Annotated in this window: 27 protein-coding genes; 8 read left to right on the top strand and 19 right to left on the bottom strand. The window is 57.0% G+C overall.

Translation table 11 applies throughout. The features are described from left to right. Positions 1-15: 15 nt before the first annotated feature. The 7 genes from RAL88_RS14885 to RAL88_RS14915 all read right to left on the bottom strand — a co-directional run bounded on the left by RAL88_RS14885 (position 16) and on the right by RAL88_RS14915 (position 5,937). Positions 16-627, bottom strand: a complete 612-nt coding sequence (locus tag RAL88_RS14885) for a TadE/TadG family type IV pilus assembly protein (protein WP_306264618.1) — start codon at positions 625-627, stop codon at positions 16-18. Then, a complete protein-coding gene (locus tag RAL88_RS14890) occupies positions 621-1,016 on the bottom strand; it encodes a TadE/TadG family type IV pilus assembly protein (RefSeq protein WP_306264620.1) in 396 nt (131 codons plus the stop codon). The genes RAL88_RS14885 and RAL88_RS14890 overlap by 7 nt, the downstream gene beginning before the upstream one ends. Before the next feature lie 65 nt (positions 1,017-1,081). After that, on the bottom strand, positions 1,082-2,731 hold the full coding sequence (locus RAL88_RS14895) for a TadE/TadG family type IV pilus assembly protein (RefSeq protein ID WP_306264622.1): 1,650 nt from the start codon (positions 2,729-2,731) through the stop codon (positions 1,082-1,084). 121 nt (positions 2,732-2,852) lie between these two features. Further along, a complete protein-coding gene (locus RAL88_RS14900; protein WP_306264623.1) occupies positions 2,853-3,149 on the bottom strand; it encodes a hypothetical protein in 297 nt (98 codons plus the stop codon). Then, complete coding sequence (locus tag RAL88_RS14905) at positions 3,133-4,623, bottom strand: type II and III secretion system protein family protein (protein ID WP_306264624.1); 1,491 nt, start codon at positions 4,621-4,623, stop codon at positions 3,133-3,135. Before RAL88_RS14905 ends, RAL88_RS14900 begins: the two co-directional genes overlap by 17 nt. Before the next feature lie 63 nt (positions 4,624-4,686). Beyond that, positions 4,687-5,562 (bottom strand): Flp pilus assembly protein CpaB, encoded by an 876-nt coding sequence (cpaB, locus tag RAL88_RS14910; RefSeq protein WP_306264626.1) that lies wholly within the window; start codon positions 5,560-5,562, stop codon positions 4,687-4,689. Between the two features lie 117 nt (positions 5,563-5,679). Further along, positions 5,680-5,937 (bottom strand): hypothetical protein, encoded by a 258-nt coding sequence (locus RAL88_RS14915; protein ID WP_306264627.1) that lies wholly within the window; start codon positions 5,935-5,937, stop codon positions 5,680-5,682. Between the two features lie 310 nt (positions 5,938-6,247). On the opposite strand from RAL88_RS14915, the gene RAL88_RS14920 reads away from it, so the two are divergent. Continuing rightward, complete coding sequence (locus RAL88_RS14920; protein ID WP_306264628.1) at positions 6,248-6,751, top strand: prepilin peptidase; 504 nt, start codon at positions 6,248-6,250, stop codon at positions 6,749-6,751. Positions 6,752-6,849: 98 nt separating this feature from the next. Here RAL88_RS14920 and RAL88_RS14925 read toward each other — a convergent pair whose 3' ends face one another. Then, positions 6,850-7,353: a tetratricopeptide repeat protein gene (locus RAL88_RS14925; RefSeq protein WP_306264629.1), complete on the bottom strand. Its 504-nt coding sequence runs from the start codon at positions 7,351-7,353 to the stop codon at positions 6,850-6,852. A 213-nt stretch (positions 7,354-7,566) separates the two neighbouring features. On the opposite strand from RAL88_RS14925, the gene RAL88_RS14930 reads away from it, so the two are divergent. Beyond that, positions 7,567-8,832 carry an AAA family ATPase gene (locus tag RAL88_RS14930; RefSeq protein ID WP_306264630.1) on the top strand — a complete coding sequence of 422 codons (1,266 nt, stop codon included), beginning with the start codon at positions 7,567-7,569 and terminating at the stop codon, positions 8,830-8,832. 116 nt (positions 8,833-8,948) lie between these two features. On the opposite strand, the gene RAL88_RS14935 is transcribed toward RAL88_RS14930, so the two are convergent. Genes RAL88_RS14935 through RAL88_RS14950 form a run of 4 tightly spaced genes read right to left on the bottom strand, consistent with a single transcriptional unit; the run spans position 8,949 to position 12,571 of the window. Continuing rightward, positions 8,949-9,695 (bottom strand): SDR family NAD(P)-dependent oxidoreductase, encoded by a 747-nt coding sequence (locus RAL88_RS14935; protein ID WP_306264632.1) that lies wholly within the window; start codon positions 9,693-9,695, stop codon positions 8,949-8,951. Between the two features lie 50 nt (positions 9,696-9,745). Next, positions 9,746-11,035, bottom strand: a complete 1,290-nt coding sequence (locus RAL88_RS14940; protein ID WP_306264634.1) for a TRAP transporter large permease — start codon at positions 11,033-11,035, stop codon at positions 9,746-9,748. A gap of 5 nt (positions 11,036-11,040) precedes the next feature. After that, the gene (locus RAL88_RS14945) at positions 11,041-11,532 is read right to left on the bottom strand and encodes a TRAP transporter small permease (protein WP_306264636.1); all 492 of its coding nucleotides are present in this window, start codon (positions 11,530-11,532) and stop codon (positions 11,041-11,043) included. A 58-nt stretch (positions 11,533-11,590) separates the two neighbouring features. Further along, positions 11,591-12,571, bottom strand: coding sequence for a TRAP transporter substrate-binding protein (locus tag RAL88_RS14950; RefSeq protein ID WP_306264637.1), 981 nt, complete (start codon positions 12,569-12,571; stop codon positions 11,591-11,593). Between the two features lie 188 nt (positions 12,572-12,759). On the opposite strand from RAL88_RS14950, the gene RAL88_RS14955 reads away from it, so the two are divergent. Next, positions 12,760-13,509 (top strand): FadR/GntR family transcriptional regulator, encoded by a 750-nt coding sequence (locus RAL88_RS14955; RefSeq protein WP_306264639.1) that lies wholly within the window; start codon positions 12,760-12,762, stop codon positions 13,507-13,509. Between the two features lie 106 nt (positions 13,510-13,615). Here the strand turns inward: RAL88_RS14955 and RAL88_RS21720 are convergent, their stop codons facing one another. The 7 genes from RAL88_RS21720 to RAL88_RS14985 form a co-directional block, all read right to left on the bottom strand. Next, positions 13,616-13,705, bottom strand: a complete 90-nt coding sequence (locus tag RAL88_RS21720) for a hypothetical protein (RefSeq protein WP_371932185.1) — start codon at positions 13,703-13,705, stop codon at positions 13,616-13,618. Positions 13,706-13,795: 90 nt separating this feature from the next. Then, positions 13,796-14,575 (bottom strand): gamma-glutamylcyclotransferase, encoded by a 780-nt coding sequence (locus RAL88_RS14960; protein ID WP_306264641.1) that lies wholly within the window; start codon positions 14,573-14,575, stop codon positions 13,796-13,798. Between the two features lie 216 nt (positions 14,576-14,791). Next, complete coding sequence (locus RAL88_RS14965) at positions 14,792-15,205, bottom strand: winged helix-turn-helix domain-containing protein (protein ID WP_306264643.1); 414 nt, start codon at positions 15,203-15,205, stop codon at positions 14,792-14,794. Positions 15,206-15,562: 357 nt separating this feature from the next. Continuing rightward, positions 15,563-15,733, bottom strand: a complete 171-nt coding sequence (locus RAL88_RS14970) for a hypothetical protein (RefSeq protein WP_306264646.1) — start codon at positions 15,731-15,733, stop codon at positions 15,563-15,565. Between the two features lie 65 nt (positions 15,734-15,798). After that, positions 15,799-17,034 (bottom strand): pyridoxal-dependent decarboxylase, encoded by a 1,236-nt coding sequence (locus RAL88_RS14975; protein WP_306264648.1) that lies wholly within the window; start codon positions 17,032-17,034, stop codon positions 15,799-15,801. A gap of 23 nt (positions 17,035-17,057) precedes the next feature. Beyond that, positions 17,058-18,143 carry a cysteine synthase A gene (gene cysK / locus RAL88_RS14980; protein WP_306264650.1) on the bottom strand — a complete coding sequence of 362 codons (1,086 nt, stop codon included), beginning with the start codon at positions 18,141-18,143 and terminating at the stop codon, positions 17,058-17,060. A gap of 121 nt (positions 18,144-18,264) precedes the next feature. After that, complete coding sequence (locus tag RAL88_RS14985) at positions 18,265-18,765, bottom strand: cupin domain-containing protein (protein WP_306264652.1); 501 nt, start codon at positions 18,763-18,765, stop codon at positions 18,265-18,267. Positions 18,766-18,931: 166 nt separating this feature from the next. Here RAL88_RS14985 and RAL88_RS14990 point away from each other — a divergent pair, with 166 nt between their 5' ends. The 5 genes from RAL88_RS14990 (at position 18,932) to RAL88_RS15010 (ending at position 26,667) form a co-directional block, all read left to right on the top strand. Continuing rightward, positions 18,932-20,962, top strand: coding sequence for a transcriptional regulator (locus RAL88_RS14990; protein ID WP_306264654.1), 2,031 nt, complete (start codon positions 18,932-18,934; stop codon positions 20,960-20,962). A gap of 128 nt (positions 20,963-21,090) precedes the next feature. Further along, positions 21,091-21,585 carry a hypothetical protein gene (locus RAL88_RS14995; protein WP_306264656.1) on the top strand — a complete coding sequence of 165 codons (495 nt, stop codon included), beginning with the start codon at positions 21,091-21,093 and terminating at the stop codon, positions 21,583-21,585. Next, complete coding sequence (locus tag RAL88_RS15000; RefSeq protein ID WP_306264657.1) at positions 21,582-22,190, top strand: TetR/AcrR family transcriptional regulator; 609 nt, start codon at positions 21,582-21,584, stop codon at positions 22,188-22,190. Before RAL88_RS14995 ends, RAL88_RS15000 begins: the two co-directional genes overlap by 4 nt. Then, positions 22,187-23,545 (top strand): efflux RND transporter periplasmic adaptor subunit, encoded by a 1,359-nt coding sequence (locus RAL88_RS15005; protein ID WP_306264659.1) that lies wholly within the window; start codon positions 22,187-22,189, stop codon positions 23,543-23,545. Before RAL88_RS15000 ends, RAL88_RS15005 begins: the two co-directional genes overlap by 4 nt. Further along, on the top strand, positions 23,542-26,667 hold the full coding sequence (locus tag RAL88_RS15010) for an efflux RND transporter permease subunit (RefSeq protein WP_306264661.1): 3,126 nt from the start codon (positions 23,542-23,544) through the stop codon (positions 26,665-26,667). Before RAL88_RS15005 ends, RAL88_RS15010 begins: the two co-directional genes overlap by 4 nt. Positions 26,668-26,736 lie beyond the last annotated feature (69 nt).

Consider the following 26,736-nt stretch of genomic DNA (forward strand, 5'->3'; position numbering starts at 1 on the left):
CAAACTTTCATTGCCTTATCCACCGGAAGAACATCCGCCGGGACAGCTTTGCAGATCTTCAGATGTCGCGGTCACTGCAAAGGGTGGGAAACTGATATCCAGCAAGTTGAGCATTGCACTGCTGATCGGCAGATTGATCGCATCACGGGCCAGTTCCATCCGCACGCTGACGACAGGCCCCCCTGGCCGACCCTGATAGCCCAGACCACTCAATTCATAAGTAATGCGGATTTCTTCTGCCGTGAGCCCGGGAAAATAAGCTTGCAGTCCGCGCCATGTGCCGCCTCCGGAGAGCATATGCTGCATCTGGGTGGCATCGCAGGCAGTCCCGGTATCGGCACCGCAGCTGGAGCTGATTCCGGCATTGGCAGTGATTAGATTGCCGGTCAAGTCCGGATCGAAGGCGAATACTGTGTCGAAATCCGGCGTCACAGGATCGGAAACGATCAATTGGCGCACGCCCAGCTGCATGGCCTTGGCACCCTGATTCCACTGGTGCAGCAGAAATCCGAATTCCACGGTAGCGCTGACGGCCAGAACCATGATTGGAAAGACCAGCAGACCCTCAGTCAGCGCGCTGCCGTGCTGCTGTTTCCAGAACTTCCGGAATAGCGGAAACTTCACCATCCGATCACCCTTTGATCATGCCACGCGGTGATGGTGATCTCGTCGATACCGAGAAATCCAAACACCGGCGAGTTGATCAGTTGGTGTACCGTCGTGGCGGTGACAACAGTCTGCGTCGCGCCAACCGTCTCGGCGAAGGTGATAGGTGAGGCGTCTGCCTCCCACTGCGGCACACGCGCTGAGGACTGCGCACTGACCGAACCATAATAAGCCAGATTTCGCGCTGTCGTCTGGCAGGCCGCCGTGTCATGGCGGCAGCGCGCCATATATCTGGCGGCATCACGCAGACCGGTTTCGATCTGTTCGCGCTGCCAGAACAGTGAGCCGAATTCCAGCATCCCGAAAGCCAGGATGATGAGGATCGGGACAGCCAGTATGGCTTCAGTCATGGCGGCGCCATCGCGCTCTCGGCGCAGGCGTTTGAAAGAACAAAGCATTGGTGAAATCACCGCTTTCATCGCACCAACTCGGCTTCTTCGCGGAAGAAGTCATCCATCGAACCCAAACCATCATCACCAGCGATATCGATGACCTCCATTGCAATTGTCCGGTCATTTCCTGATGCGACTGCAGGTCGGGTGAGAAACATCCGTGCAAAACCCGAAGCCGGAATATTGGTCGCGGAGCCCTGCAATTCGCCTTGCAGCGCATTGCATTCGACGACGGCGGCGACGAGTGTCCGTCGGTCTCTTTGGGGTGTCACTGACGGCGCCTGACATTGCGGCGCACCGGTTTCCCCGTTGGGTCCCGCATCATTCACCAGATTGTTGTCAATTTCATAATTGTAGACGTCATAGCGCGACGGCGTCGTTGAGCCGGGCAAGTTCGGGAAACTTTTCGGAATTGTGACCGGCAGCGCCGGAGGCGTATAACCGGAGACCTCAGGCGGTTCTGAATAATTGCCGTGCGTAATGTCCCAATAGGTCTCTATGTCCCAATCGCTGGAGGCCGACATTGTAGCGCCGCCAATATCAACTTCCGCATCTCCTTCCGGAAACGGCAATGCGCCAAAGGTCGTGCTGTTCTGTTCAGGATCGTAATTGGTGCATTGTGCGCCACTTTTTTTGCCATTGTTGCCGCTGCCTTGCGACTGGCCTTTACGGACATTAACATCCGGTGCGTAGGCCTGTTCGGACGAGGGAAAACTCTGTCCGTTGGGATAAATGCCGAATCGTGTGTTCAGACCGGTTGTAACCGGGCCGACATTCGCACCCGGCTTGGTATCGAGGCCTTTCTTGCGGTAGCAGGTGGCGGAACTTGTGGCCAGGGCCTCAGCCAGGGCACTTGCACCATTGCCGAGGGTTCTCAGAAAACCGAAATTACCGGGCCCCACCTGGCCGTTTTTGCCATAACTCAGATTGATCTGCCTTCCATACATGTTTCCCTGGGCAAAATTCTTGTTGAAGCTTAAATCATTGCCTATTGGGTTTCCCTGAAAATTCTCGAACGGATTGCAGATGAAAAGCGGTGTGATGTCGCAGATCACAGCCGAATAGGTGGCGACAGCTTCTGCCGAAACGGACAATGTATCATTGCCAAGTCCAGGAAGCGGAAAAATCGTCCGGATTGCACGGGGCGTTGCCACTACGCGCACAAACAGTGCATTGGCGGACTGCTCTGCGGCAGAACTGCCCTTGACCAGACAATCAGCGGTATTGCCCGGCCCGGCTACGCAAGCACCCGCGCCGATAGCCGTATCATCGGACGCGGGAATGGCACCGAGGAAGGAGACCGATACATCGCTTGCACCGTCGCCACTGCTGAAAGTGAGATTGACTTTGGTGCCCATTCCAAGCGCTGTGCCATTGTCGCCGAACCAGGCCTGATTGCCATTCATGGCGGCAATTGCCGCCTGAGAACGGGCGATGGCATCATCGCCGCCATCCAGTTCACGGGCTCCGGCCAGAGCCATCGCATCAACTGCATTCTGAATATCGGTATGAAGGTTTGCGACACGGGAGCCGTCGATGACAAATGCCGACACTGCAAGTACCAGCGGCAAGGCCACCAGCGTCATCGCAAGCGCATAGCCTTCCTGCTCGCGGGCCAGCCGGGAGAGGGTGCCCGTCGGGCTATGTTTACAGTGCTTGGCTCCTGTTATCATCTCGTATCATTTCCTGATCCCGCCTCTGTGCTGGCCGGTTTCCCGAGAATACAGGCTGGCCGTGTCGTTATGATTAATTTCCAACAAAGCGCAGCGTTTTTTTTGCGGCGATCAAACAGAATTATTGAGACGTGGTTACTGAACCCTCACCAGCTGTGCCGCACGGCACAACATCGGGATCACATGGGATCAGATAGCGCTGTCGCGCCTGTTCGGTCTTTTCAGCCTCCACATTGATCCGTGTATCATGCGCATTGGCAGGAAACGGTTTGACCGTATGAATACCCATATTGGCCTCATTCGCATTACCGGCACCCAGGGTGATGCTGTCGCGATTGTTCATGTAGTCGGCGCACCCAGCCAGAACCAGCAGACTGATGAGCGCCAATCCGGATCTGGCTCTATTTCTTGACGGCATAGGAATCCCCGAATTCAAGGTCAAGACGGTGGCCATACGGGCCGATAACGCCTTCGCCGGATTTGAAACGCCGGAGCATATCCTTGTCGACTTCCATCAGACCGAGCAGAAACATTTCCGGATCGTTGGACGGACGCGTCTGGTCGAGCGGCGAATAAAGTTGCTCATCGGGAGAAGAGGGCCGCACCAGACGCGGTGTCACTACGATGACAAGGTCGGTTTCCTGTTTCTGGTAACTTGTGGAGCGGAACAGGGCACCAAGGATCGGGAGGTTTCCAAGCCAGGGGAGTTGTTCGATTTCCCGCTCATTGACGACCTGCAGCAGACCGGCCATGGCAAAACTCTGGCCGCTGCGCAATTCCATCACTGCTTCGGCCTTGCGAGAGGTGAAAGCGGGGAACCCGTTGACCTGCAAGGTCCGGTCCAACTCGCTGACTTCTGTCATCACGCGGATGTTGATCTTTGAATCTTCCAGCACCGTAGGGATAAACTGAAGCACAACGCCATAGGGCCGGTAGGTGTAGGAAACCCCGCCGTCGCTGGAGCCTGAGGGAACCGGAACCTCGCCACCTGCATGAAATCTGGCGGGTTCTCCGCTGATTGTGGTGATGTTAGGCTGTGCCAGACGCCGGGCGAGGCCTTTCTGCTCCAGCGCATCGATGATCACATCGATACGAACCCCGGCGCTCTCCAGCACATTGGCTACCAGGGTGCCGAACGGGGTATTTCCCGAGAGCAGTCGGTTTGAGCCTGCCGTCGCATTTTCAAGATAGGTTGCCACACCGCCGGACCCGTCAGCATTGACTGACACCCCGCCTCCTGAACCGAACACCGAATTTTTGGTGCTGCCACGGACCTTGATCCCAAGATCACGGCCGACGGAGCGTTTTGCTTCCAGCACACGCACTTCCAGAGATACCTGCTGGACGTCTGATATGCTCAAAGCATTGATGATTGGTTTTTCGGAGAACTGTTGTGCAGCTTTCAGCGCGCGCGACTGATCAGCACCATTGGCGACGATCCCGGAAAGTTGAATCCGGTCGCCCTGGTTGGTGACACTGATATCGGCATAGGGCACGACAGCTCTGACAGCTCTGCGGATATCGTCGGAACTGCGTTCTACTCTGACATCCACCACACCCATGAGGTTTTTGTTGTCATCATAGATCGAAACGTTGGTGAACCCGGTGTTTATGCCCTGAATATAGAAAGAGAAATTCGACAGGGGAATAGCGTCGGCAACAGCGGGGTTGCCGATCACCAGATCTGAAAAGCTTCTGTTTGTGATAACGGTGGTGGAAGTGCCCGGACGAATGGTGGCGTGTGTGGGCGTGCCATTATTCAGGGTAATACGCATTTCCTGCGCCGCCGAGGGGGTGGGCAGTCCTGCACTGACCAACGCCAGACCCAGCGTAAAAGCCAAAAAGCTTCTGCGAAGGCTGCCCACATTCAGCTTTTTGTCCAACAACGGCATTTGTTTAACAGCTCCGAATCCCTTTACGTCCTGTTAAACAAATCGCACTTTATTGGTTAATAATCACTTAACCTCGTTGATGACGTTATATTCAGTTCGCTCCGCATCGCGGTAAACCACCACCTTCGCCATAGGTGCGCGTTTCCTGACCGGCTTTGCTTGTATTGTCTGGGTCGCAATCAATTCTTTGCTGGCCTCGCCGCTCAGATCGCCGATATTCACCTGCGTAACGGTTTCAACGGCTGACGAGGCCACATTGCGAAGTGCCAGAGACAGTGTGCCGATGGATTGCGCCAGGGTGAGCTTCTGCGCTTCAGGCGTGGAGACTTCAAAAGTGACTGTCTTTACAACAGCGGGGTTATCCGCCCGGTCATCTGCCAGTTGATCAATTGCAAGCACCTTGACGCCCTGCATCAGAACATCAGTGAATGCTTTTCCGTCGGCTGAGGACGCATTGTCAAAATTGCGTGTCAGCATGATATCCACCCGATCGCCGGGAAGGACAAATCCGGCAACACCGAACACATCATTGACACGGATTGAAACGGCTTTCATGCCCTGAGACAAGACTGCCGACAAGGTAGCTCTCTGTCCGGGACCGGTGATCTTGCTGCTGAGCAATGGCTCGCCGGTTTCAACGGATGACATGACGTAGCGCGGCTCTCCGGTTTCACCGATGACATCGGCGATTGTGCGGAACGCGCCAGTGGGAACCACTTCGGAAGGCCAGTCGATCAGACGAAGGCCACCGGGTTCAATAATCTTGCCAAATCGCAGCGGCTGGGCCGCCACGACAATGGTATTTTTGGGAACGACATCAATCTCTTTTACCGCCAGTAAAGCGGCCTGCTGGCTGCGCAAATAGGATTGCACACCAACAACTGCGACAATTGCCAGAACAAAGGCAATCAGCAGGCTTACCAATGAAGATCTGTTCATAATGTCCTTCCATTTGGCGGCCGGTCGCAACCGGCTGCCTTATCTGGTGAAAATTCGCGACGATGCTGTCGTAATGACGATGGCGTCGTCGCGAATGTATTTATCAGTGACCGATCTCTAGCCTGTGCCGCCTGTGCCGCCTGTGCCGCCTGTGCCGCCAGTATCGCCGCCGGTGTCACCGCCGCCGCCAGGTCCTGGCAGACCACCCCAGAAAGTTGACCATGAACTCCAGGCACCATCCAGACTTTCACCTGCAAGCCCGACCGTTGCAATCACGCCGCCAACCAGCAGACCCAGCAGGATCAGATATTCGGTCAGAGCGACGCCGTCTTCTTCGGCTGCGAAAACGCGGAAATTTTTCAGAATACTTTTCATGTTACACCTTTATATACATTGCACCCAAACATCAGGGCGGTTGGTTGTGCCGAAACTGTTCTGAGGCTTTCCTGCCATGTGGCTCTGCGACATCAAAGACGTCGAAAAGCCGGAACCGGAATGCCTTTTTGCAGCTCGAACTCCTTCGACAAAACCCACCATAACTGGACCCTAACAACCGGATATTTCCAAAGACATAAGATTTTGGATATGCCATTTTGGAAGGATGAAAATGTCCATTGGCGTAACAATAGCCACACAGAAGTATAATAGTTATGTTGCACATATTTAAAATTTTACACATCTCATGATGAGCGTTCTGGCAGCCCTTTTTCTGGCAGCAGCGGGCCTGTGTTTCATCTATGCAGCGGTGACGGATTTCGTCTCCTGGAAGATCCATAATCACACCGTCATAGGGCTGATTGTCCTGTTCGTGCTGTATGCTTTAACAGCCGCCAGTGGCCCCGGTGCGATGCTGCTTCCTGTCTCGTGGCCAGGCGCTCTGGGGGCCGGCGCACTGCTGTTTCTGACAGGGTTTTTATTGTGGCAATTCAAGCTCTTAGGTGCGGGAGACGCTAAGCTGATGTTTCCGGTAGGCCTGTTTATCGGCTGGAACAACCTGATGGCCTATGCGATATTTCTTATCGGATTTGCTCTGCTGGCGACGCTGTTGCTGCGTCTGCCTCTGCCTTACGGCCTCGGCAACACATGGCCGGGCATGCGTCTTGATGAAATCAGAAAAACCGGGAAAGTGCCCTATGGCGTCATAATGGTAATGGCATTATTTGCGTTACTGTCTGTTAACTACAAATAACAATTGTCTGGCTTGCCGCCCAAAAAAACTTTGTGGAGGCGGTTCAGACCGCTTCAAGGTCTCGATCAACCCGTGAAGCAGTCAGAATCTGTGCCGCATCACCCGCGCTGGATTGTCGTTGTGCTGCCGCGCAACAGTTCCAGATTGTTGGCGGTGGTTTCATTCGCCGGATCGATTTCGTAGGCCCGCAGGAAATAGCGCCGCGCCTGGACGAGGTTCCCGCGAAGCAGATAGGAATATCCGACATTGTTGAGATATGCGGGGCGATCCGGTATCATCGAGGATAGCCGTTTATAGGCCAGGTCTGCATTGTCAAACCGCGCCAGATGATCGGCTGACGCTGCGTAGCCGAGCCACGCCATCGGATCATTGGGATAGACCGTTGCCGCTTTCTTGAACAGGGAATAGGATTTTCCGAAATTACGTTCGCGGAATTGCACCTTGCCCTCTTTGATCAACTGATCGGTCGCGTAGTAGGAGACATAAGCGAGATCATCGACAGATTCTGCGCTGTCGCCGAATGAGGAGAGCTGCCGGCTCACCGATGCGCAGCCACTGAGCAGGCTGACGATTGAAACAGTAATGAGAAGTTTTGCGACCATGACTTGTACCATTTTCTAAGACGCGTTCCATACGGGAACGGGTGGGAAAATCCCACGGGTCTACAGATTGCGAGGGTACAAGATACAAGATTCACCTCTTACGCATTCATCATGGACCGAAGTCCTTAACACTCCCTAAATCGAAAGCTTAGGGAGTGTTAAGATTTATGGCGTTACAACCTCGACGCGACAAAATCTTGCAAGGGGAATATAATGGCCATCACTGAACCGCCAGTGCCATCGACGGTTGAAGACACCGGAGTCAGTCGCGATCTGCTGATGAAACTTGTGGCGAAGACCCTCCAGGTTCACGGCACTCTGGCACCCTCGCAGATCGCCCGCGAAATGCGCCTTCCCACCGGCATCGTGCTGTCGCTTCTGAAAGATTTGCAGCGCCTTCAATTTGTCGAATCCAAGGGACTGGCCGGTCACGACATGCGTTCGGAGGTCAGATATTCACTTGGCGGCGATGGCATTCATTTTGCGGCACGGGCCAATGCCCAGTCACAATATGTCGGCCCGGCACCGGTCAGCCTCGAAGCTTGGATTGCGCAGATCCGTCAGCAGACGATTGCCGATGATCATGTCACACGGGATGCTTTGAAAAAGCAATTGTCCCACCTCATCCTGCCGGATGATATCGTCACGCTGCTCGGCCCTGCAGTCAATTCCGCCAAATCCGTTCTGCTTTACGGCAAGCCGGGCAATGGCAAGACCAGTATTGCCGAAGCCATTGGAAATTCTTTCAGTGACCGGATTTTCATTCCGCATTGTTTTGAGGTCGGTGGCCAGATTATCAATCTGTTTGACCCGACCTTGCACACACCGGATGAAGAAGAAGAGTCAAGACTGGTTTCGAAACCGACATTTGACCAGCGCTGGCGCCGGTGCAAACGGCCCTTTGTGCTGACCGGGGGTGAACTGACCCTCGACATGCTGGATCTGTCATATAATGCGGTATCGCGCTTCTACGAGGCTCCCATTCATCTGAAAGCCATTGGCGGCGTGTTTGTCATCGACGATTTCGGCCGGCAGCGCACGGATCCCCAGGCGGTGCTGAACCGCTGGATTGTTCCGCTGGAACGGCGCTATGATTTTCTGACCCTTCATACCGGCAAGAAGTTTTCAGTGCCGTTCGACCAGTTGGCAATTTTTTCGACCAACATACCACCGGACGAACTGGCCGATCCGGGGGCCCTGAGGCGGTTATACTACAAAATCCAGATTCCGACCCCGTCAGAAGATGATTTCCGGGTCATTTTCCGCGATGTCGCCGCCGCCGCCGAAGTGCCGTTTGACAGTGATATATTTGAAGCGTTTTTTGACCGCCATTATGCCAATGGAAAAGCCATTCCTGCCGGTCACCATCCCAAATACATCGTCGATTTCATCAAATCCGTATGCCGCTTCAAAGAGGAAGACCTGCATATGAGCGCTGAACTGCTTGATGGCGGATGGAGCAATCTGACAGTCAGCTGAGCATTGGCTGTGATGTCCAGATCGTTTCATGGAGCAATGTATTCATGCAACGATCTGAACAGGTTCCATCTGCAACAGGATGGCCGCCCTGGCAAACCCTTTAACGGGTTTTCACTCTATCCGGTGATGCGCATCGACATGCCGCCATCAACGGTCATCAGTTCCCCGGTAATGAAGGGGTTGCACATCAGTTCAAGCGCTGCGGTTGCGACGTCTTCGATTGTGCCCTCGCGCCGAAGCGGAATTCGGTTTTGCAAATTGTGGGCCTTGGCGGTGTCGGTCATGGCATCGTGAAAGCGGGTGCGAATGATCCCCGGAGCGATGACGTTGACGCGGATGTCTTCATGCGCATGGTCAAAGGCCAGGGCTCTGGCCATCGGCAGCAGCGCGCCCTTGACCGTCTGGTAGGCCACCGTACCGGGGCAGCCGCGCAGACCGGCAACCGAGGACACCAGCAGAACGGCACCGCCTTGTTTCGCCAGAAAGGGATGCGCCTGCCGGAACAGGTGAAACACCGCATGGACGTGGATGGCGAAGGCCTGCATCCAGCTTTCGGTGGACAGATCAAGAGCCGTGCCAGGTGCCGGACCGCCAGCGGCGTGGACCAGCATGTCAATGCGGTTGAAGCGCGACGCAGCGCGCCCGACCAGATCGGCGGCCTGCTCGGGTACCGAGACATCCGCCAGTTCTATCGCAACCCGGCCAGCGCCGTATTCCTCGACCAGCGCATCAGCGTCTGCTGTGTTTTCCCGGCCGTTGAGCACAACCTTGCCGCCGCGCGCGAGTACGGCGCGGGCGATGCCGAGGCCGATGCCGCGGGTGCCTCCGGTGATGAGGGCGGATTTGCCGTCGATGTCATACATGAAAATTGTCCTGCTTTTGCCGGCACCATGCCGGGGTTGAAAATCCGCTGCTAGCCGAATACCCATTGCGGGATCGCGGCGGCAATGGGGGGGAACAGCATCACCAGCGCCAATATCGCGATTTCGGCGAAGATAAAAGGCCAGACATATCGGATGGTATCGGCATATCGGCACTGCGCGATTGACGTCGCGACAAACAGCAGCACCGCCACTGGCGGGCTGGTTGAGCCAATCTGCGTTGCCATCACCAGCGCGATGCCGAGCTGGAACTGGTCGATGCCCAGGCTCTGGCCGATGAATACGGCAATCGGCACTGCGATGATCAGCACCGCCATGGAATCGATGAACATCGTCAGGATCAGCATGGCGAACACCAGCATGGCGAACACCAGCAGCGGCTCGCTTGTCAACGACATGATCGAGGTCAGTAACATCCGGTTGAAATTCAGATAGGCCAGCAACCAGCCAAAACTCCCGGCAATGCCGATAATGCCAGCCACCATCGCCGTCGTCAGCGCGGCTGAAAGCAGGATTTGCGGCAGATCGCTCAGCTTGATGGTCCGGTAGAACACCACCGAGACCAGAAACGAATAGACACAGGCGACAACCCCCGCCTCAGTGGCAGTGAAGATGCCGCCGAGAATGCCACCAACGATGATCAATGGCGCCAGTAAAGCCGACCAGACCGCAACCAGCGAGCGCAGCGCGGCCTTGAGATGAAATCGACCACGGCCCTGCATTTCGGGATATTTCACCGCGTTGCGCGACTGCACATAAACCACGCTCATCAGCGCAGCCCCGACCAGAAAGCCGGGGATAATGCCACCAAGAAACAGGCCCCCGATCGACACATTCGCCAGCGCGCCATAGACGATGATGGTCATCGAGGGCGGAATGATTGCCCCGATGGTCGATGATGTGGCGGTGATTGCGGCGGCATAACCCGGCTTGTAGCCCTGCTCCTTCATCGCCGGGATCAGCACACCGCCGATGGCCGACGTGTCCGCGGTCGAGGAGCCGGAAATCCCGGCAAAAGCCATCGAGGCGACAATATTGGCGTGGGCCAGACTGCCGCGCAGATGCCCGACGACAATCGTCGCGAAATCCACCAGTTTTCGGCTGATGCCACCCTTTGCCATCAATTCACCGGCAAGAATAAAGTAGGGCAGCGCCAGCAGGCTGAAGGAATCCAGCGTCGTGAACATTTTCTGCGGGAACAGCGGCAGCACCAGTTGCGGCGTCGTCAAAAAGCCGGCAAGTCCGACCAGGCCCATGGCCAGTATGATTGGCAATCCGGCGAAGATCATGATCAAAAGGATGACAAAGATGATGAGCAGCATCGGCTTCAGCCTTCGCTTGCAGAATTGATGGCGGCATCATCTGCGAACGAGGCCGCCAGCCGCCTGACACCAATCAGGATCATGTAGAGCGCCCCGATCAGCACGCCCATATAGACCCAGTTCATCGGCAGGTTCAGACCGGCACTGCGCTGGGTACTGAGCACGCCCAGAAACTGGGATGTACCAGCTGCAATAAATCCGCCCAGGACGAGCCACAGACTATCGATAAACCGGGCGAACCAAAGCCGCCCGGACTCGCCCAGATAGGAGCGCAATCCTTCAATCCCCATATGCATCCCGCGGCGATAGGCGATAGGGATCGCAAGAAACACCAGCCAGATCTGTCCATAGCGCTGGAATTCTTCGCTCCAGCTCAACGACATATTGAGGAAATAGCGGTTGAAGACCTGGGCTGTGCCGACTGCGATCATCGCCGCAAACAGTCCAATCACCACCGTCTCGACGACGCGGTCGATCCAGCCCATCAAACGTTTCATGGCGCGCTCCATCGCAAACCGGGCGGACGGCTATATCGAGCCGCCCGCCGGTCGCAGTCTATTGCGCAGCGCGAATCGCCGCCAGCAAATCTCCGGCACCGATACCTGCGGCCAATTCATCCTGCAGCGGTTGTGCCGCAGCCTTGAACTCCGAAGTGTCCACTTCGGTGATGGTCATACCCACCGCTTCCAGCTTCTGCAATGCTTCCTGCTCGCGGCCGGGTGCCATCGCGCGGGCAATCGTCAGAGCGAAATCAGCTCCCTCCTGCACAACTTTCTGCTGCTCCGGCGTCAGTTGGTTCCACTGTGCCAGCGAATACGTCATTGCGGTCGGCCCGAACAAGTGCCGGGTCAGTGCCAGATGGTCCGAGACCTCGTAGAGTTTGGCCGAATAGACCATTGATGCGGCGTGCTCGAAGCCGTCAAGCACACCCGTCTGCAACGCGGTGTAAACTTCATTGAACGACATCGGAGTGGCATTTGCGCCCATGGCGTTGATCGCCGCAACATAGATCGGTGATTGAATGGTTCTCAGCTTCAGACCGGCCAGGTTTTCAGGCTCGGTCACCGCCACGCCCTTGGTCACCACATTGCGGTAACCCCAGCTGAAGCCATAACCCAGTGTTTTGAAGCCCGCTGCCTCGAAATCGGCCTTCAGGCTTGTGCCCACCTCGCCATCCAGCGCGCGCCCGACATGGGCATAGTCGCTCCACAAGAAGGGCAGGTCGAGGACACCGATCTTGGCAATGAAGGTGTTGAACGTGGCGGTGCCGCCAATATACATGGTAGCCCCGGCACCGAGTTGCAGCGCCTGGATCACGTCAGCATCGCTGCCCAGACCGGACGAGCCCTGAATTTCGACGGCCAGAGTGTCGCTCTTGCTCTCGACATAATTCTTGAACAGCAGCGCCGCAGCGCCATTATCGTTTTCCAGATCAGCGACTGACGAAAATCCGAATTTGATGGTGGTGACGTCCTGTCCCAGCGCCGGGCTCAGAGACAGTGCAGCCGCAGCTGCCAGAAGTAAGGTCTTCAGCATGGCATCCTCCCTTGGATTGCAATTAACAATAATATCTCATACAATAAGACAATTATTGTCAAGCGCAATTTTGGCAGGGGTATCAGCTGGCTCAGATCAGACAGGAATCGACCTGCAAATTGCGGCGCTTCGTCGTGACACAAACGCCGACTTGGGATAGATGATGAACACCCCAGCATGTAAAGAGGATGCATAAGATCGACAAAGCAGTCACAAAACCGGCTTCCTCCTCGGGGCTGCGTATCGCCAATCTCAACCCTCATATGCGCGTCCATGACCGGCTTGGTCTGGCGCTCGTGCGCGGTGATCTTGCCCCCGGTGAGGCGTTGCCGGCCGAACTCCAGCTCTGCGAGATGCTGGGTGTGAGCCGCACGGCGATGCGTGAAGCTGTGCGCGGTCTTGCTGCCAAGGGGCTCGTCGATCCGCGGCCCAAACGCGGTACCCTTGTCCGAGACGAGACACTGTGGAACCACCTTGACCCGGATGTGCTGCGCTGGCGCATCGAGGTGTCGGATGTCGACAGTTATCTGAGCAAGATGTTTCAGTTGCGCCGGGCCACCGAACCTGAAGCGGCGACGATTGCAGCTGAGGCGGCGACGGCGGAAGATCACATCGGTCTTGAGGCCGATTTCCAGGCCATGGTCGACGCCGGCGATGACGATGCGGCCTGGGTCGAGGCCGACCTTGCCTTCCACCGTTCGATCTATCTTGCCACCCATAACGAGTTTTTCTGGCCGATCGGACAATTGTTCAGCATCGGTCTGCGCCAGATGTTTGAAATCGCCGCAACGGGTTCGCACCGGCCGCGCGCCATCCAGGAGCACGGGGATCTCTGCCGCGCCATCATTGCCCGCCAGCCGGATCAGGCCCGCGCGGCAGCGCTGAAGCTGGTCGGCAACGCCAGCAGCGACATCGATCGCATTTTGCACAAAAGCTAGATCGTTGCAGATCCGGTGTGAGGCCTTCAGGCCTCGAAACAGCGATGATGAAACCATGGACAGCAAAGGCATTCTCTGCACCGCTTGTGGGAGCATCAGCCCCGGATCAGGCCAATTGCTCCAGACGCTCTGCGATTAGTTCGTATATGCGACCCGGCACCGCAGAATTGCCACGAAAACGCCCGTCGGGACCTATGCAAAACTGCCGGTGCCAGCCTCTGACCGCACCAGTTTTTCGCGCGGCCCCGGCGTGAACATCAGGCGTAACAGGAAATCATTGTGACCATCAAAGAACGGGATTTGATCTGTCATTTTGCAGCTCCGTCGCCATCGTTGAATCGGCCTGCATGAAATCCTCAACGTCACGCAGCAGCGCTGTGCAATGCTCATCGACAACGCCAAGAACGGCGAACTGCTTGACGATGTTTTGCAGATACTCATGGCTAGTGCCGAGTACACCAGTCCCGGTGGCGCAATAGGCGATCTGCTCAGCGCGGGTCAGCTCAGGTTTCATGGCTTCAGCGCTATAATCCGCTACAAAGGCAAGTGCGCGAACCGGCCTGTCATCCACCAGCCCGGTTATGAAGCGCGGCAGATAGCCGGGACCGATCATTTCGCGCCGCCACAGGATTTCGGTTTCGGTTTCGATGTTGTCATGTGTCACGCGATAGACCAGGCCTTCACATCCCTGTCCGGTATCAAGCGCTGCCATCAGGCCAGGGATTTCGCGCGTTCCCCGTCCGCCCCATATGTCTTTCAGGATGAAGCGGCGGGCATAGTCCGGAGCCACCGCACGGCGCACTTCGGCAAACTGCAAGGCGGGGTCCCACATCAGCGAGCCATAGGCAAAAATCCACAGATCGCCGTTGCCATGCGCATCGAGAATGTCTTTGCGTGACACATCGCGCTGCGCATCGGTGTGGAGTTCATCAAGAACCCAGAGCAGTTCAGGATGACGCTCAAAAATCTCCTTGACTTTGAAATCGCGGAAAAAGGATTTGAAGGGATCGTTGATCTTGTCGCGCAACTCGGGAAGGTGCGTGAATGGGTCAGGTAGAGTGGTCATCAAGCGTTCCAATTTGGTCGCGTTGCCGAACACACTTCATTAACATGGTCCAGCACAAATAATGCCCTGAATATGCCGGATGCCACATCAGTGGCCCCTGGGCGGCAGCTCACAGACTAAGTGTGCACCGATCGCCGATGGCGTCATCGACAGTTGAAGGAGCCGGAGGCTTGGTCATACCCTGTCCAGTGTGCTGTTGGCGGTGAACCGAATGGCTCAACTGCATAATGACTGCCCGAAACTGGGATCGTCGCCAAGATCAAGAAATGGCAGTACCGCGACGGAAGGTTTGTCCGGCAATGCAGGAAACTGCGGCCCGAACCTTTCAGCAGGTTCATGAATAACGTCCATCCCGAAGCGAAGGCCGCGCTTGGGAACCGTGACGATTGCAGCCGCGCCGAGCAGTTTGCGCAATGTCGACACCTGCACATTCAAATTGTTGTCGCCGACAGCCATTCCCTCCCAGACCAGCGCGAAAAGCTCGTCTCTTCCCATCACGCGATCACGGTTTTCGATCAGACATAAAAGCAAATCAAAGGCTCTGGCGCCAATCGCGACAGACTGGCCTCGCTTGGTCAGTTGGCGGATCGACGGCCGCACCTCAAAATCAAGGAAGCTGATTGCGTCCATTCTGCTCCCAACGCCCCCTCAACTGCCTTGGTCCCGACAACGCGGATGGTCGTCAGGAAAGTCACATTGGGCCAAACTTTATCTGCGTAAAATCGAAAGCACAAAACAATAAGAAGTGAGATACAAAAACCATTTCGTTTGAGCGGTAAAATTCGCCCGGCGGGAAGTCTTCCCGCGCCCTGGAGGGCGTTTCATGCCTACATTGAAACATCAAATGATCTGAATCGAAAGCGGATCATTCACGGTGATTCAAGTTAACAGGGACCAACAGAACGGCTCGGAAGGCAGGTATCGGAATGTCCGGACATGCAAAAACGCCTTTTGCAATCTGGCAGGATCGGCAATCCGGGAATGAGCCTATGCCTGGTCGTCTGCCAGTGTTTGTCCGATCCGGACTGTTTCGCGGACCAGAATATCCAGATCCTCAAAGCGGGTCCGGTGATTGCAGATCGCCACTCTGAGTGTGTGTTTTCCGTTCAGCGTGGTGTCGGAGATCACCGCGATGCCCTCTTCCTGAAGCCGCAGCATGAGCTCCACATTGAGCGCCTTGAGGGCGGCGGCGGAACGGGTGCCGGGGTTAAATCGGAAGCAGACTATACCGCTGCCGGGGGGGGGGCCGCGACTTCGAGTTGCCGATGGGCGCTGATCAGCCCGGCGAGGTATTGCGCCTGATCTATGTTGCGGTCGATCAGCCGGCCGAATCTCTCGATGCCATGCTGTTTCAGCGCCATCCAGACCTTCAGCGCCCTGAAAGCGCGTGAGGTCTGCAGCCCGGATTCGTGAAGCCATCTGCCCGAAGCAAGTCCGCGCTGGGTTGATTCCAGATATTCCGGGGCGGTGGCGAAACTATCCTGCAACGCTGTGCCGGCCCGGACCAGAACACATCCGACATCAAACGGAGCATGCAGCCATTTGTGGGGATCGAGCGCCACAGAATCGGCGCGCTGCAGACCGGCCACCCGGTGCGCATTTTTTGGCGCAATTGCCAGCAGGGCGCCGATGCAGCCATCGACGTGGAACCACAGATCCTCTTGCCGGGCGAGGGTCGCCAAAGCCTCAAGGTCGTCTATGGCACCGGTATTCACCGTGCCGGCATTGCCGATCAGGCAGGCGGGTTGAAAACCGGCAGCACGGTCCTCTGCGATCGCTGACCGCAACGCGGCAATGTTGATGCGAAAGTCGCAATCCGTAGGAATGCGGCGCAGCGAGCAATTGCCAAGCCCAAGCGCCTCCAGCGCTTTTCGGTGACAATCATGCACCTGGTCGGAACTGTAAAAGCGCAACGGTCTGGCGATGGCCGCGACCCCCAATGTGCGAACGTCGACGCCGGCCTTGATATTTCGCGCGACGGCAAGGCCCATCAGATTTGCCATCGAACCGCCGCTGACCAGGGTTCCGTTGGCGGTCGCCGGAAATCCAACAATCTCATTGCACCAGGCGATAACCTGGTTTTCAAGAAGGACGGCGGCATGACTGCCGCCGCCAAGATTGGAGCCCTGAACCGCCGCCAGAAAGTCTGCCAGCGCGCCAGTGAAGTTGCCCGATCCCATGAACCATGCCCAGAATCGCGGATGCACATTGCCCATTGGATAGGCCATCACGCTATGCACGACCTCCTCATAAACGTCCGCAAGAGGAAGCGGTGTGCGCGGCAAGGGACCATCGAAACCTTGCCGCACCTGTTCCGGCATCTCCTGCCAGGGAGGGCGTTTGCGGACGTCACGCGAATGGGCGATGGCGTCGTCGATGATGCGATGGGAAAGTTCCGCAACTTCCGTCCAATCAGCCGGGTCGAGACTTTCCGCCGGAGCCATTGGCAGATCGTTCATGGCAATGTCCGCCTGTATTGGGTTTACGCAGCAAACTGAAAGCCGGGGGTCGAGCGCGACAGCGCCTGCTCCTCGGCATCCATCTCGGCCTCGATACCTTCGAACAGCGGCGTTGTAAGGTAACGCTCGCCGGTATCTGGAAGCATGCATAAAATGACCGAACCTTCCGGAGCAGTTTCGGCGATCCGGCGCGCGGCGGCAAAGGTCGCGCCGCCAGAAATTCCGGCGAATATGCCTTCTTTCATTGCCAGTTCCCTGGCCCATTTTATGCCCTCGGCACCCGCCACCGGGACGACCTCGTCGTAAAGTCCGGCGTCGACTGCTTCCTGCAGGACAAATGGAATAAAGTCAGGCGTCCAGCCCTGAATCGGGTGCGGCTCGAATGCCGGATGGCTGGCCGCCGGTGCATCATCATCTGTTCGTTCCTGAATTTTTCCACTGCCCAGCAACTGCGCATTGGCGGGTTCGGTCAACACAATGCGTGTCTCGGGCCGTTCGCGGCGCAACACCCGGCCAACGCCGGTGACGGTGCCGCCGGTGCCATATCCGGTGACGAACCAGTCGAGGCGGGAGCCGGCAAAATCATTGATGATCTCGCGTGCGGTGGTTGATTCATGGATCGCGGCATTGGCCTCTGTCTCGAATTGCCGGGCCAGGAACCAGCCATTGGCCTCGGCCAGTTCAACCGCCTTTTGATACATCCCGAAACCTTTTTCTGCGCGCGGGGTCAGCACCACTTTCGCGCCGAGCAAGCGCATCAGCTTGCGGCGTTCGATCGAGAAGCTGTCGGCCATTGTGACCACAAGCGGATAGCCTTTCTGCGCACAGACCATGGCGAGGCCGATTCCGGTATTGCCGCTGGTCGCTTCAATCACCGTCTGCCCCGGCTTCAGCACGCCCTTGCGCTCGGCATCCTCGATGATGTTCAGCGCCAGGCGGTCCTTGACCGATCCGGCCGGATTGAAGAACTCGGCCTTGACATAGATCTCGGCATGGCTGACGCCGATATTGTTGATCCGGACCACCGGCGTGTCACCGATAGTGTCCAGTATGTCGCCGAACAGGCGGCCTCTGCCGACTGTCGAACGGATCTGTGTATTGGAATGCATGAGGAGCTTCCTTCTTGTTGAAGTTGATGAAGATGCCAGTGTCCAATCTGGTGCGCTGTCGCCGCATTGCAGGAAATGCTGGTGGTGCGGCGACAGCACATAAAGTCCGATCATACACAAATTACTTGATCCGGGGATCGTCCTTGGTGTCGATATATTCGATTCCGAACGGGCCCATGGCATTGATCTGGACCACCGTTTCCGCATCGCTCCAGGCGTAGTGGGGCTGACCGGCGGGAATACGCACAAAACCGCCAGGGGCCAATAGCCCCGCAGCGCTGCGGTCATGCACGTCGCCAACGGACATCCCAAAACCGCCCGAGATCACCGTGACATGTTCCTCTTCGGGATGCCGGTGCGGTGGAATATTGTAACCGCCGGGAAATTTCAGCCGGATGACGAACGCGCCTTCCTTCCCGGGATGGCCCTGCAGAACCGCAATTTGCGCGCCCTGCGGCAATGTCGGTGGACCGTCTGTGAACGTGATCTCGTCAACCGCGACCACCATAGGTTTGTCGCCATCGGCGAAGGCGGGCAATGCCGATGTGGCAAGCAGGGCCGTGGTTGCCAGCATGCCGGCCAGGACCGGCCAGGCTGTCCGACGATTGTGAAATTTAGTCATGATTTTCTCCATTTCTGAACCATTTTTATGTCCCCGCACCTCATGGCAGGAGCCGATCTGCTTCTTGCGCAGACGAGGCGGGCGCAGGAAACCGGACGGTGCCGGTCGAGTGATGTGCTATGCTCCTTCCATGGGCAGGCAGGTTGTAGGAACCGTGGAAACGCGCATGGAAACTCTGGTTGGACCTCCCGGCGAGCCATCCGCCGGATTGACGATACTGATGATGGGCCGGCTGCGGCTTATCCGCGGTGGTTCGAAGATAACACTGCCGCGCTCGCGCAAGCTGTGTGGGCTGCTGGCCTATCTGGCCCTTGCTCCGCATCCAGTTGGCCGCAGCCGGCTGTGTGAACTGCTGGGCGATGTGGCCAGCGATCCGCGCGGCGAATTGCGCTGGTATCTCAGCAAACTCAGATCAGTGCTGGACGATCCCACGCGTCGCAGCGTGACAGCACAGGGTGATACGATCGCGCTCGATCTCCGCGATTGGTTCGTGGACGCGGTGCAGATCGAAACGGCGACGCAGGCCGGTCTCGGCACGCTGGGTGCGGAGCGGTTGCACCAGCTTTGCGAGCTGTTCAGCGGTGATTTCCTCGAAGGCCTCGATCTGCACCGCTCAGCGCAACTGGACCACTGGCTGACCGCACAACGCAGGCGCTACCGGGTCTGCCATGCCGCTATGCTGGAACAATTGGTCAAGCAGCTTCCCGAGGGCGACGAAGCAGTCGGCGCAGCCGTCGAACGGTGGGCCGCACTTGCGCCGTTTGATCCGCGTGCGCAGATCCTGCTTCTCAGAACACTGATGCAAAGCGATCAACCCGGCGAGGCCGACCAGCATTATAGCGCCGTTGCCCGGCTTTTCGAAACTGAGGATCTGGAGTTCGAGCCGATCCGCCGGGCCTGGCGCGAAATGTGCCCCCAGCCGGCCACATTTCCAGGCGCGACGGCCGCAACGCCGCTGCTGTCCGCAGCGCTTCAGCAGCCGGACCGCAGCGCTCAACGGGACACTCGTGAGGCTCAGCGCGCGTCACTCGCCGTGATGCCGTTCAAGGAACCTGGCAGACACGACGACAGCGTCGGTCTGGCGGAAGGACTGACCCATGACATCATCACCCGATTGGCCAAATTGCGCAGCCTGTTCGTCATTGCGCGCGGTTCAGTGTTTGCCTTGTCGGCCAGGGGGATCGGTGCTGAAGACGCGGCAAAAAGCCTGAATGTCGATTATGTCGCCAGCGGGGTCGTGCGCCGCTATCCGGACCGCATCATTGTTGCCGCCGAACTGGTCGAAGCGCGCACGGCGCGGATCGTCTGGGCGGACGAATTTGACCTGAAGCCGGCAGAGGCGTTCCTGATTCAGACCAGGATCGGCGACACCATCGTCGCTTCTATCGCCAGTGAGATCGAGACCGCTGAAAAGAACCGCGCGATCCTGAAACCTCCCAGTTCCCTGAATGCCTGGGAGTCCTATCACCGCGGATTGTGGCACATGTATCGGTTCACCAAGGCCGAAAATGAACGGGCGCAGCACTATTTCCGGCTGTCGAGCGAGGCGGATCCGACCTTTGCCAGAGCCTATTCGGGCATCTCTTTTACCCATTGGCAAAATGCCTTCCAGAATTGGGCGGATCGCGAGCGGGAATCAGACCTTGCCTATGAGGCCGCCGCACGCAGCCTTCTTGCCGATGATCGCGACCCGGCTGCGCATTGGGCGATGGGGCGGGCGATGTGGCTGCGCCCATATCAGGACCAGGCGATTGCCGAACTGGAGCAGGCGGTGGATCTCAGTCCCAATTTTGCCCTCGGCCACTATGCGCTGTCCTTTGTGCATTCGCAGTCGGGAGATCCGGCGACCGCGATTGCCGCCTCCGACCATTCGCGCAATCTCAGCCCGTTCGATCCGTTGCTGTTTGGAATGCTCGGCGCGCGGGCACTGGCACATGTCCGTCTCGGTGATTTTGATGAGGCTGCGGAATGGGCCCTCAAAGCCGCCGCAAGACCCAATGCCCATATCATGATCCTGGCGATTGCGGCGCATTGCCTGGCGCTTGCCGGCCGCGTCGAAGAGGCAAAAATCATCGCGGCTTCAATCCGCAACACGCTGCCCAGCTTTCGCGTCGATCAGTTTCTCACCACCTTCAGATTTCCTCCCGATGCTGAAGCGACGTTCCGTGTGGCCGCACAAATGATAAATCTCGATTGAATCGGCGGGCTCCGTGGAGATCAAACCCCTCCCGATCTGGTAGGAAGAGAAAACGCCCTGCATTCGACGCGCCGATTTAGACCGGAGCAGAAGGATCGAAATCTGCACAATTGCGACGAACTTTCAAATTGCGTACTTGCGATGTCAATAATAGGTTATATATCTATAACTTAAAATATCACCAGCAACTGACCCTGCGGAGTACAAAGATCATGAACGCTCACCCAGCACACAGCCCTGATACCTCAATTGGACTTAGGATCACCTCCATTGTGGCGCTGATCTTTGGCTTGATGACACTGTTTTCGGCCGGCAGTGTTCTTTTCGGCCCTGTCATGTCTCAGGAAATGGCAGGCGCCTATGTGGATTACATCGTCTGGTTCAATTTCGCCGCCGGATTTCTGTATATCGCTGCGGCGATAGGTATTTGGCAGGGTTACAGGTGGGCATGTCACCTTTCTGGACTTATTGCGCTGGCGACCGCACTGATGGCCATTCCTTTTGCGTTTCACGTTTTCGCCGGCGGACCTTTTGAAATGCGTACAGTTGGCGCGCTTGTGCTTCGTACCGGCTTCTGGGCGGCGATTGCCTTTGCCTTGTGCCGTTCAAAGCGCAATGCATGAGCATGCGGAAAACAGCGCAGGACAGGAAGGCGGAGATTTCGCGGGTTGTTTTGGATCTGGCATTCGAGGTCGGGCCCGATCAGGTAACCACAGGCATGATTGCCAATCGAATGGGGCTGACGCAACCCGCCGTCTACAAGCATTTCCCCCGCAAGGAGGATATTTGGCTGACGGTGACCGATAATCTGTCCACCCGTGTCGCAAAGAATATTGCCCATGCCGAAACGGAAAAGCTCACCCCCGATGCTCGTCTGCGCTTGCTGGTCATGGAGCACCTGCAGTTGGTACGGGATAATCCGGCATTGCCGGAAATCATGGTCATGCGTGCCAAGACGGACGCGCATGGTGCATTGCGATCGCAGATGCTAACCACAATGGCCGACTTCCGCAAAGTATTGGCCCGCAATGTAGCAGCGGCAGTGGCGCAAGGGATATTTCGCCGCGACTTGAATCCGAACGATGCGAGCACGCTCATTCTGGGAATAATCCAAAGCCTGGTACTGCGAATGTTGCTGACACGTGATCCGGAGGTGCTGATGCAAGATGGAGAACGATTGTTGAATTTACTGCTATCGGGCTTCGCACAATTGGAGGGAAATGCATGAAAAATGGCCTGAAGCTGCTCTTGGTCACGCTGCCTATCATTTTGCTCGGCGTGGCTGTTGTTGCCCTTGTTCTGGTCTATCGTCCGGCACCAGAGCGCAACAAATTAGCCGAGCGGGCGACCGCGGTACGGGTGGTGATCGCTCGGAGCCAAGCGGTAGCGCCATTGGCGACGGGGTTTGGGATTGTCCATCCAGCGAGGACCTATGAGGCGATTGCCCAGGTTGGCGGCACCGCGGAATATGTGAATCCTGCGCTGCAAAAAGGTGCCATTCTTCCCGCAGGCTCGGTTCTTCTGCGTTTGGCGCAAGCGGATTTCAATCTCGCAATCGCCCAGATTCAGGCCAATATTCGCGCTGCTGAAGCAAAACTGGCAGAACTCTCTGTATCCCGGGAAAATCTATCATCGGCGCTTGCCATCGAAAAGGAAACGCTGGCCCTGAAGACTGCTGATCTGGAGCGGGCTGAAACCCTGTTCGCAGGCGGTACGGTTTCGCAATCTTCTCGGGACACCGCACAGGCGGCCCATCTGGCGCAGCGTCAAAAGGTGCTGTCGGTGGAAAGTTCGCTTGCATTGTTGCCAACGCAGCATGCCGTTCAGGCCGAACAAATCGCGGTCTATCAGGTCAATCTCGATACAGCCAGGCTGAATTTGGAGCGCACACAACTCTCACTGCCCTTCGCAGCACGGGTTGCGTCAGTCTCCGTAGAAGTCGGGCAGTTCGTGCGCGCGGGCCAAACCGCTGCGCTGCTCGACGGGATTGAGGCGGCTGAAATTGATGCGCAGGTATCAGTCGCCGAACTGCGAACTCTTGTGCAGTCAACCCAACCTGACACGCAGGCTTTTGCTCTTGATCCGTCTGCGATGACGGAGGTCATGCGGGGACTTGGTCTCACCGCAAAAGTGAGGTTGCGTTTGGGGTCGGAATTTCTGCAGTGGCCCGCGACAGTTGACCGTATCAGTGACACGATCGATCAGAAAACCGGCACGCTCGGGATGATCGTGCGGGTGGACACGCCCTATACCAGCGCAGAGCCGGGTAGTCGCCCGCCGCTTACCAAAGGAATGTTTGTTGAAGTGGCAATGACTGCGCCGCCCGTTGAAGGGGTGGTGGTGCCGCGAAGTGCTCTGCGGAACGAACAATTAATGCTCGCCGACGCTGATGACCGGCTGCAATTGGTCAATGTCAGCACACGATTTGTGCAGGGTGAGATTGCTGTGATCTCCGATGGGCTGCAACCCGGTGAGCGCGTCATTGTCAGCGCGCCAAGTCCGGTTATGGCGGGGATGTTGCTGGCAGTGACCGAGGATGCTGCGCTGATGGCGCATCTGGCGACCACCGGTGACATGGAATGATCAGGTTTTTTACCGGCCATCCAACGATTGCCAACCTTTTGATGATCCTGTTTCTGGCAGTGGGGCTCTTCGTCGGTCCCAGCTTGTTGCGGGAAACATTTCCGCGTGCCGGTTTGAACGAGGTTGAAGTGACGGTGCCTTATCCCGGCGCTCGACCGGAAGATGTCGAGAGCGCACTTTGCGAGCGGCTCGAGGGCGCCCTTGATGCTGTGACCGGTCTTGAAAGGCAATCCTGCGAGGCGCGTGAAGGATCAGCTCGTGTCGTCATCACGATGCGCGAAGGTGAAGAATTTCAGGCTTTTGTTGCTGATGTGAAATCCGAAGTTGAAGCGATTTCTGATTTTCCGGATCGCGCCGAGGCACCTCGGATCAAGCCACTCGGCCAAACCGATTTTGTTGCCTCCGTCGCCATAACCGGCCCCGGGACACGGACAGATCTTAAGGACTACGCCGAGGCAGTTCGCACGCGGATGCTCCGCTGGGGGGGCATACCGAAAGTGGACATCACCGGATTTTCCACACGCGAGTTGCGGATCGGACTGAACGCTGCAGCCTTGCAGCAATTTGGCATATCCGTGTCGGACGTCAGCCGAGCGGTTCAGGCAAACAGCCTTGATCTACCCGCTGGTAGTATTGAAACCTCAATGGAGACCCTGTTGATACGGGTTGATGACGAACGCCGGGAACGCAGCGACTTGGCAGCGTTGGTTGTTCGCTCCTCTGCCACAGGCGGGCAGGTCAGACTGGGTGATATTGCAGAGATTACCGAGCAATTCGCGCAGGACGACGACAGGATTTTGTTTGATGGACAATTGGCTGCCGTGTTGGATGTCACCAAGACACGCGCTGAGGACTCTCTGCGTATCGTCGATGCGCTGAATGGGTTCCTGGAAGCTGAGCGCCAACAGTCACCGCAGGGTGTAACACTGGAGATAACCTCCGATGCCGCCTCGGTGGTGCGCGAACGTCTGACACTGGTTGTGGTGAATGGTTTGCAGGGGCTCGGTCTTGTGTTTCTGGTGCTGTGGCTGTTCTTCGGGTTTCGATTCTCATTCTGGGTCGCCATGGGACTGCCGGTGGCGTTCATGGGTGGTGTTGCACTGATGGGTTTGGTCGGCTACTCGCTGAACCTGATGACGACGCTGGGGCTGTTGATTGTCATTGGGTTGCTGATGGATGACGCCATCGTTATTGCCGAAAATATTGCGCGGTTACGTGAAAAGGGTCTGAGCGCGTTTGAAGCTGCGGTTGAGGGTGCCACCCAAGTGTTTCCCAATGTGCTGGCGTCCTTTGCCACAACGGCCATGGTTTTTGGCTCCCTGGCCTTCTTGTCCGGTGATCTGGGGGCCGTGCTTCGCGTAGTGCCGGTCGTCATGCTTTTAGTTCTGGTGGTGTCGCTTGTCGAGGCCTTCCTGATCCTGCCGCATCATCTCGTTCACAGCCTTGAAAGGCCAATGAAGCCGCATGGGATGCGGGCACGTGTCGAAACCGCTATGAACTGGTTGAAAGACCGCGTCGTAGGGCCTTTTGTCGATTTCACAATTCGCTGGCGCTATGCCACGGCGGGGTTGAGTTTTGCCGTTCTCTTTGTGGCGGTAGCCATGCTCGCGGGCGGCTATCTGAAATTTACTGCATTTCCGGAGCTTGACGGCGACACCATCGTAGCGCGGGTTCTGTTGCCGCAGGGGACACCATTGTCACGGACCGAGGAGGTCGTTGCAACCTTGGCGGCAGGCCTGGAAACGGTGAACGCCGAGCTAACCCCTGGTCAACCAGGCGGGGCGGTGTTGGTCCGGCATGTGTCGGTTCTTTATGGAGTGAACCGCGATGCGTTTGAAACGGGCGCTCATGTGGCGACGATCAGCGTCGATCTATTGCCTTCGGCGCTACGCACCAGCCGCCCGGACGCGATCATGGAGCGTTGGCGCATGGCAGTAGGGTTGGTGCCGGACGTGCTCAGCCTGAAATTTGCCGAGGCAACCATCGGCCCGGCGGGCATTGCCATCGACATGCGCCTCAAGGGCGATGATCTGACAGCGCTCAAGGCCGCGTCGGTCGAGTTGCAGGACTGGATCTGGCAGTATCAGGGCGTAACCTCTGTGCTTGACGATCTGCGCCCCGGCAAACGCGAGTTGCGCATCCGGCTCAATGACGCGGCCGGCCCCATGGGTATCACTGCTGCAATGGTTGCTGACCAGCTTCGGGCAGCCTATTTTGGCACCACGGTCAGTGAAATGCAGGTGAAGGGCCAATTGTTGGAAATCACCGCGCAATTCACCGCCGAGAACCGAAGCAGTTTCAGCCAGTTTGACGATTTTATTGTTGCGCGCGCCGATGGTTCGTTTGTGCCGCTGATTGTGGTTGCTGATGTTGAAATGGGTCAGGGTTTTAGCCGTATCAACCGTGAAGACGGGGTACGTACTGTCACCGTACAGGGCACAATCGATACCCGTGTCGCCAATGCAAATGCAATTGTCAGCGATACGTTGACGCGTTTTGTGCCGCAGCTTTTGGAGCGCTATCCCGGCGTCATGCTCGATGTTGAAGGGCAAAACGCCGAGGCGAGCAAAACGCAAAAGTCCATGCTCGTGGGATTTTTGATCGGTCTTGTAGGGGTGTTTTTGCTGCTCAGCTTTCTGTTCCGCTCTTACATTGAGCCAATTGTGGTGATGCTCATTATCCCCTTGTCCCTGACCGGCTCTGTTTTCGGCCACATGGCGATGGGCCTGGATTTTTCTATGCCCAGTATGCTTGGTTACGTCGCTTTGTCCGGGGTGGTGGTGAATAACTCAATCCTGTTGGTGGATTTCGTCAAACGCGAACACGGTACATCGCGAACAGTTGCCGAGGCGGCATCACGCGCCGCACGTGCCCGGTTCCGCGCCATTTTTTTAACGTCGCTTACCACTGTCGCCGGGTTGCTGCCTATCCTTGTTGAAACCAGTCTTCAGGCACAAATCCTGATTCCGCTGGTGGCAAGCCTTGTGTTCGGTCTGCTTGCAGCCGCTCTCATCGTTCTATTCGTGCTTCCGGCAATCTACGCTATTCTTGATGACATGGGATTGAGCACGCTGGCTCGTGAGCGCAGGATTGACACAGCAAGTGAAACTGAAGGGCACTAAGGGAGGCACTTTCTCGGCACGCCGGCCTCCATACGCTCGACGATTTTCAGCTTGAAATCCCGGCTGAAA

The sequence above is a fragment of the Pararhizobium sp. IMCC3301 genome (genome assembly GCF_030758315.1).
Lineage (GTDB): Bacteria > Pseudomonadota > Alphaproteobacteria > Rhizobiales.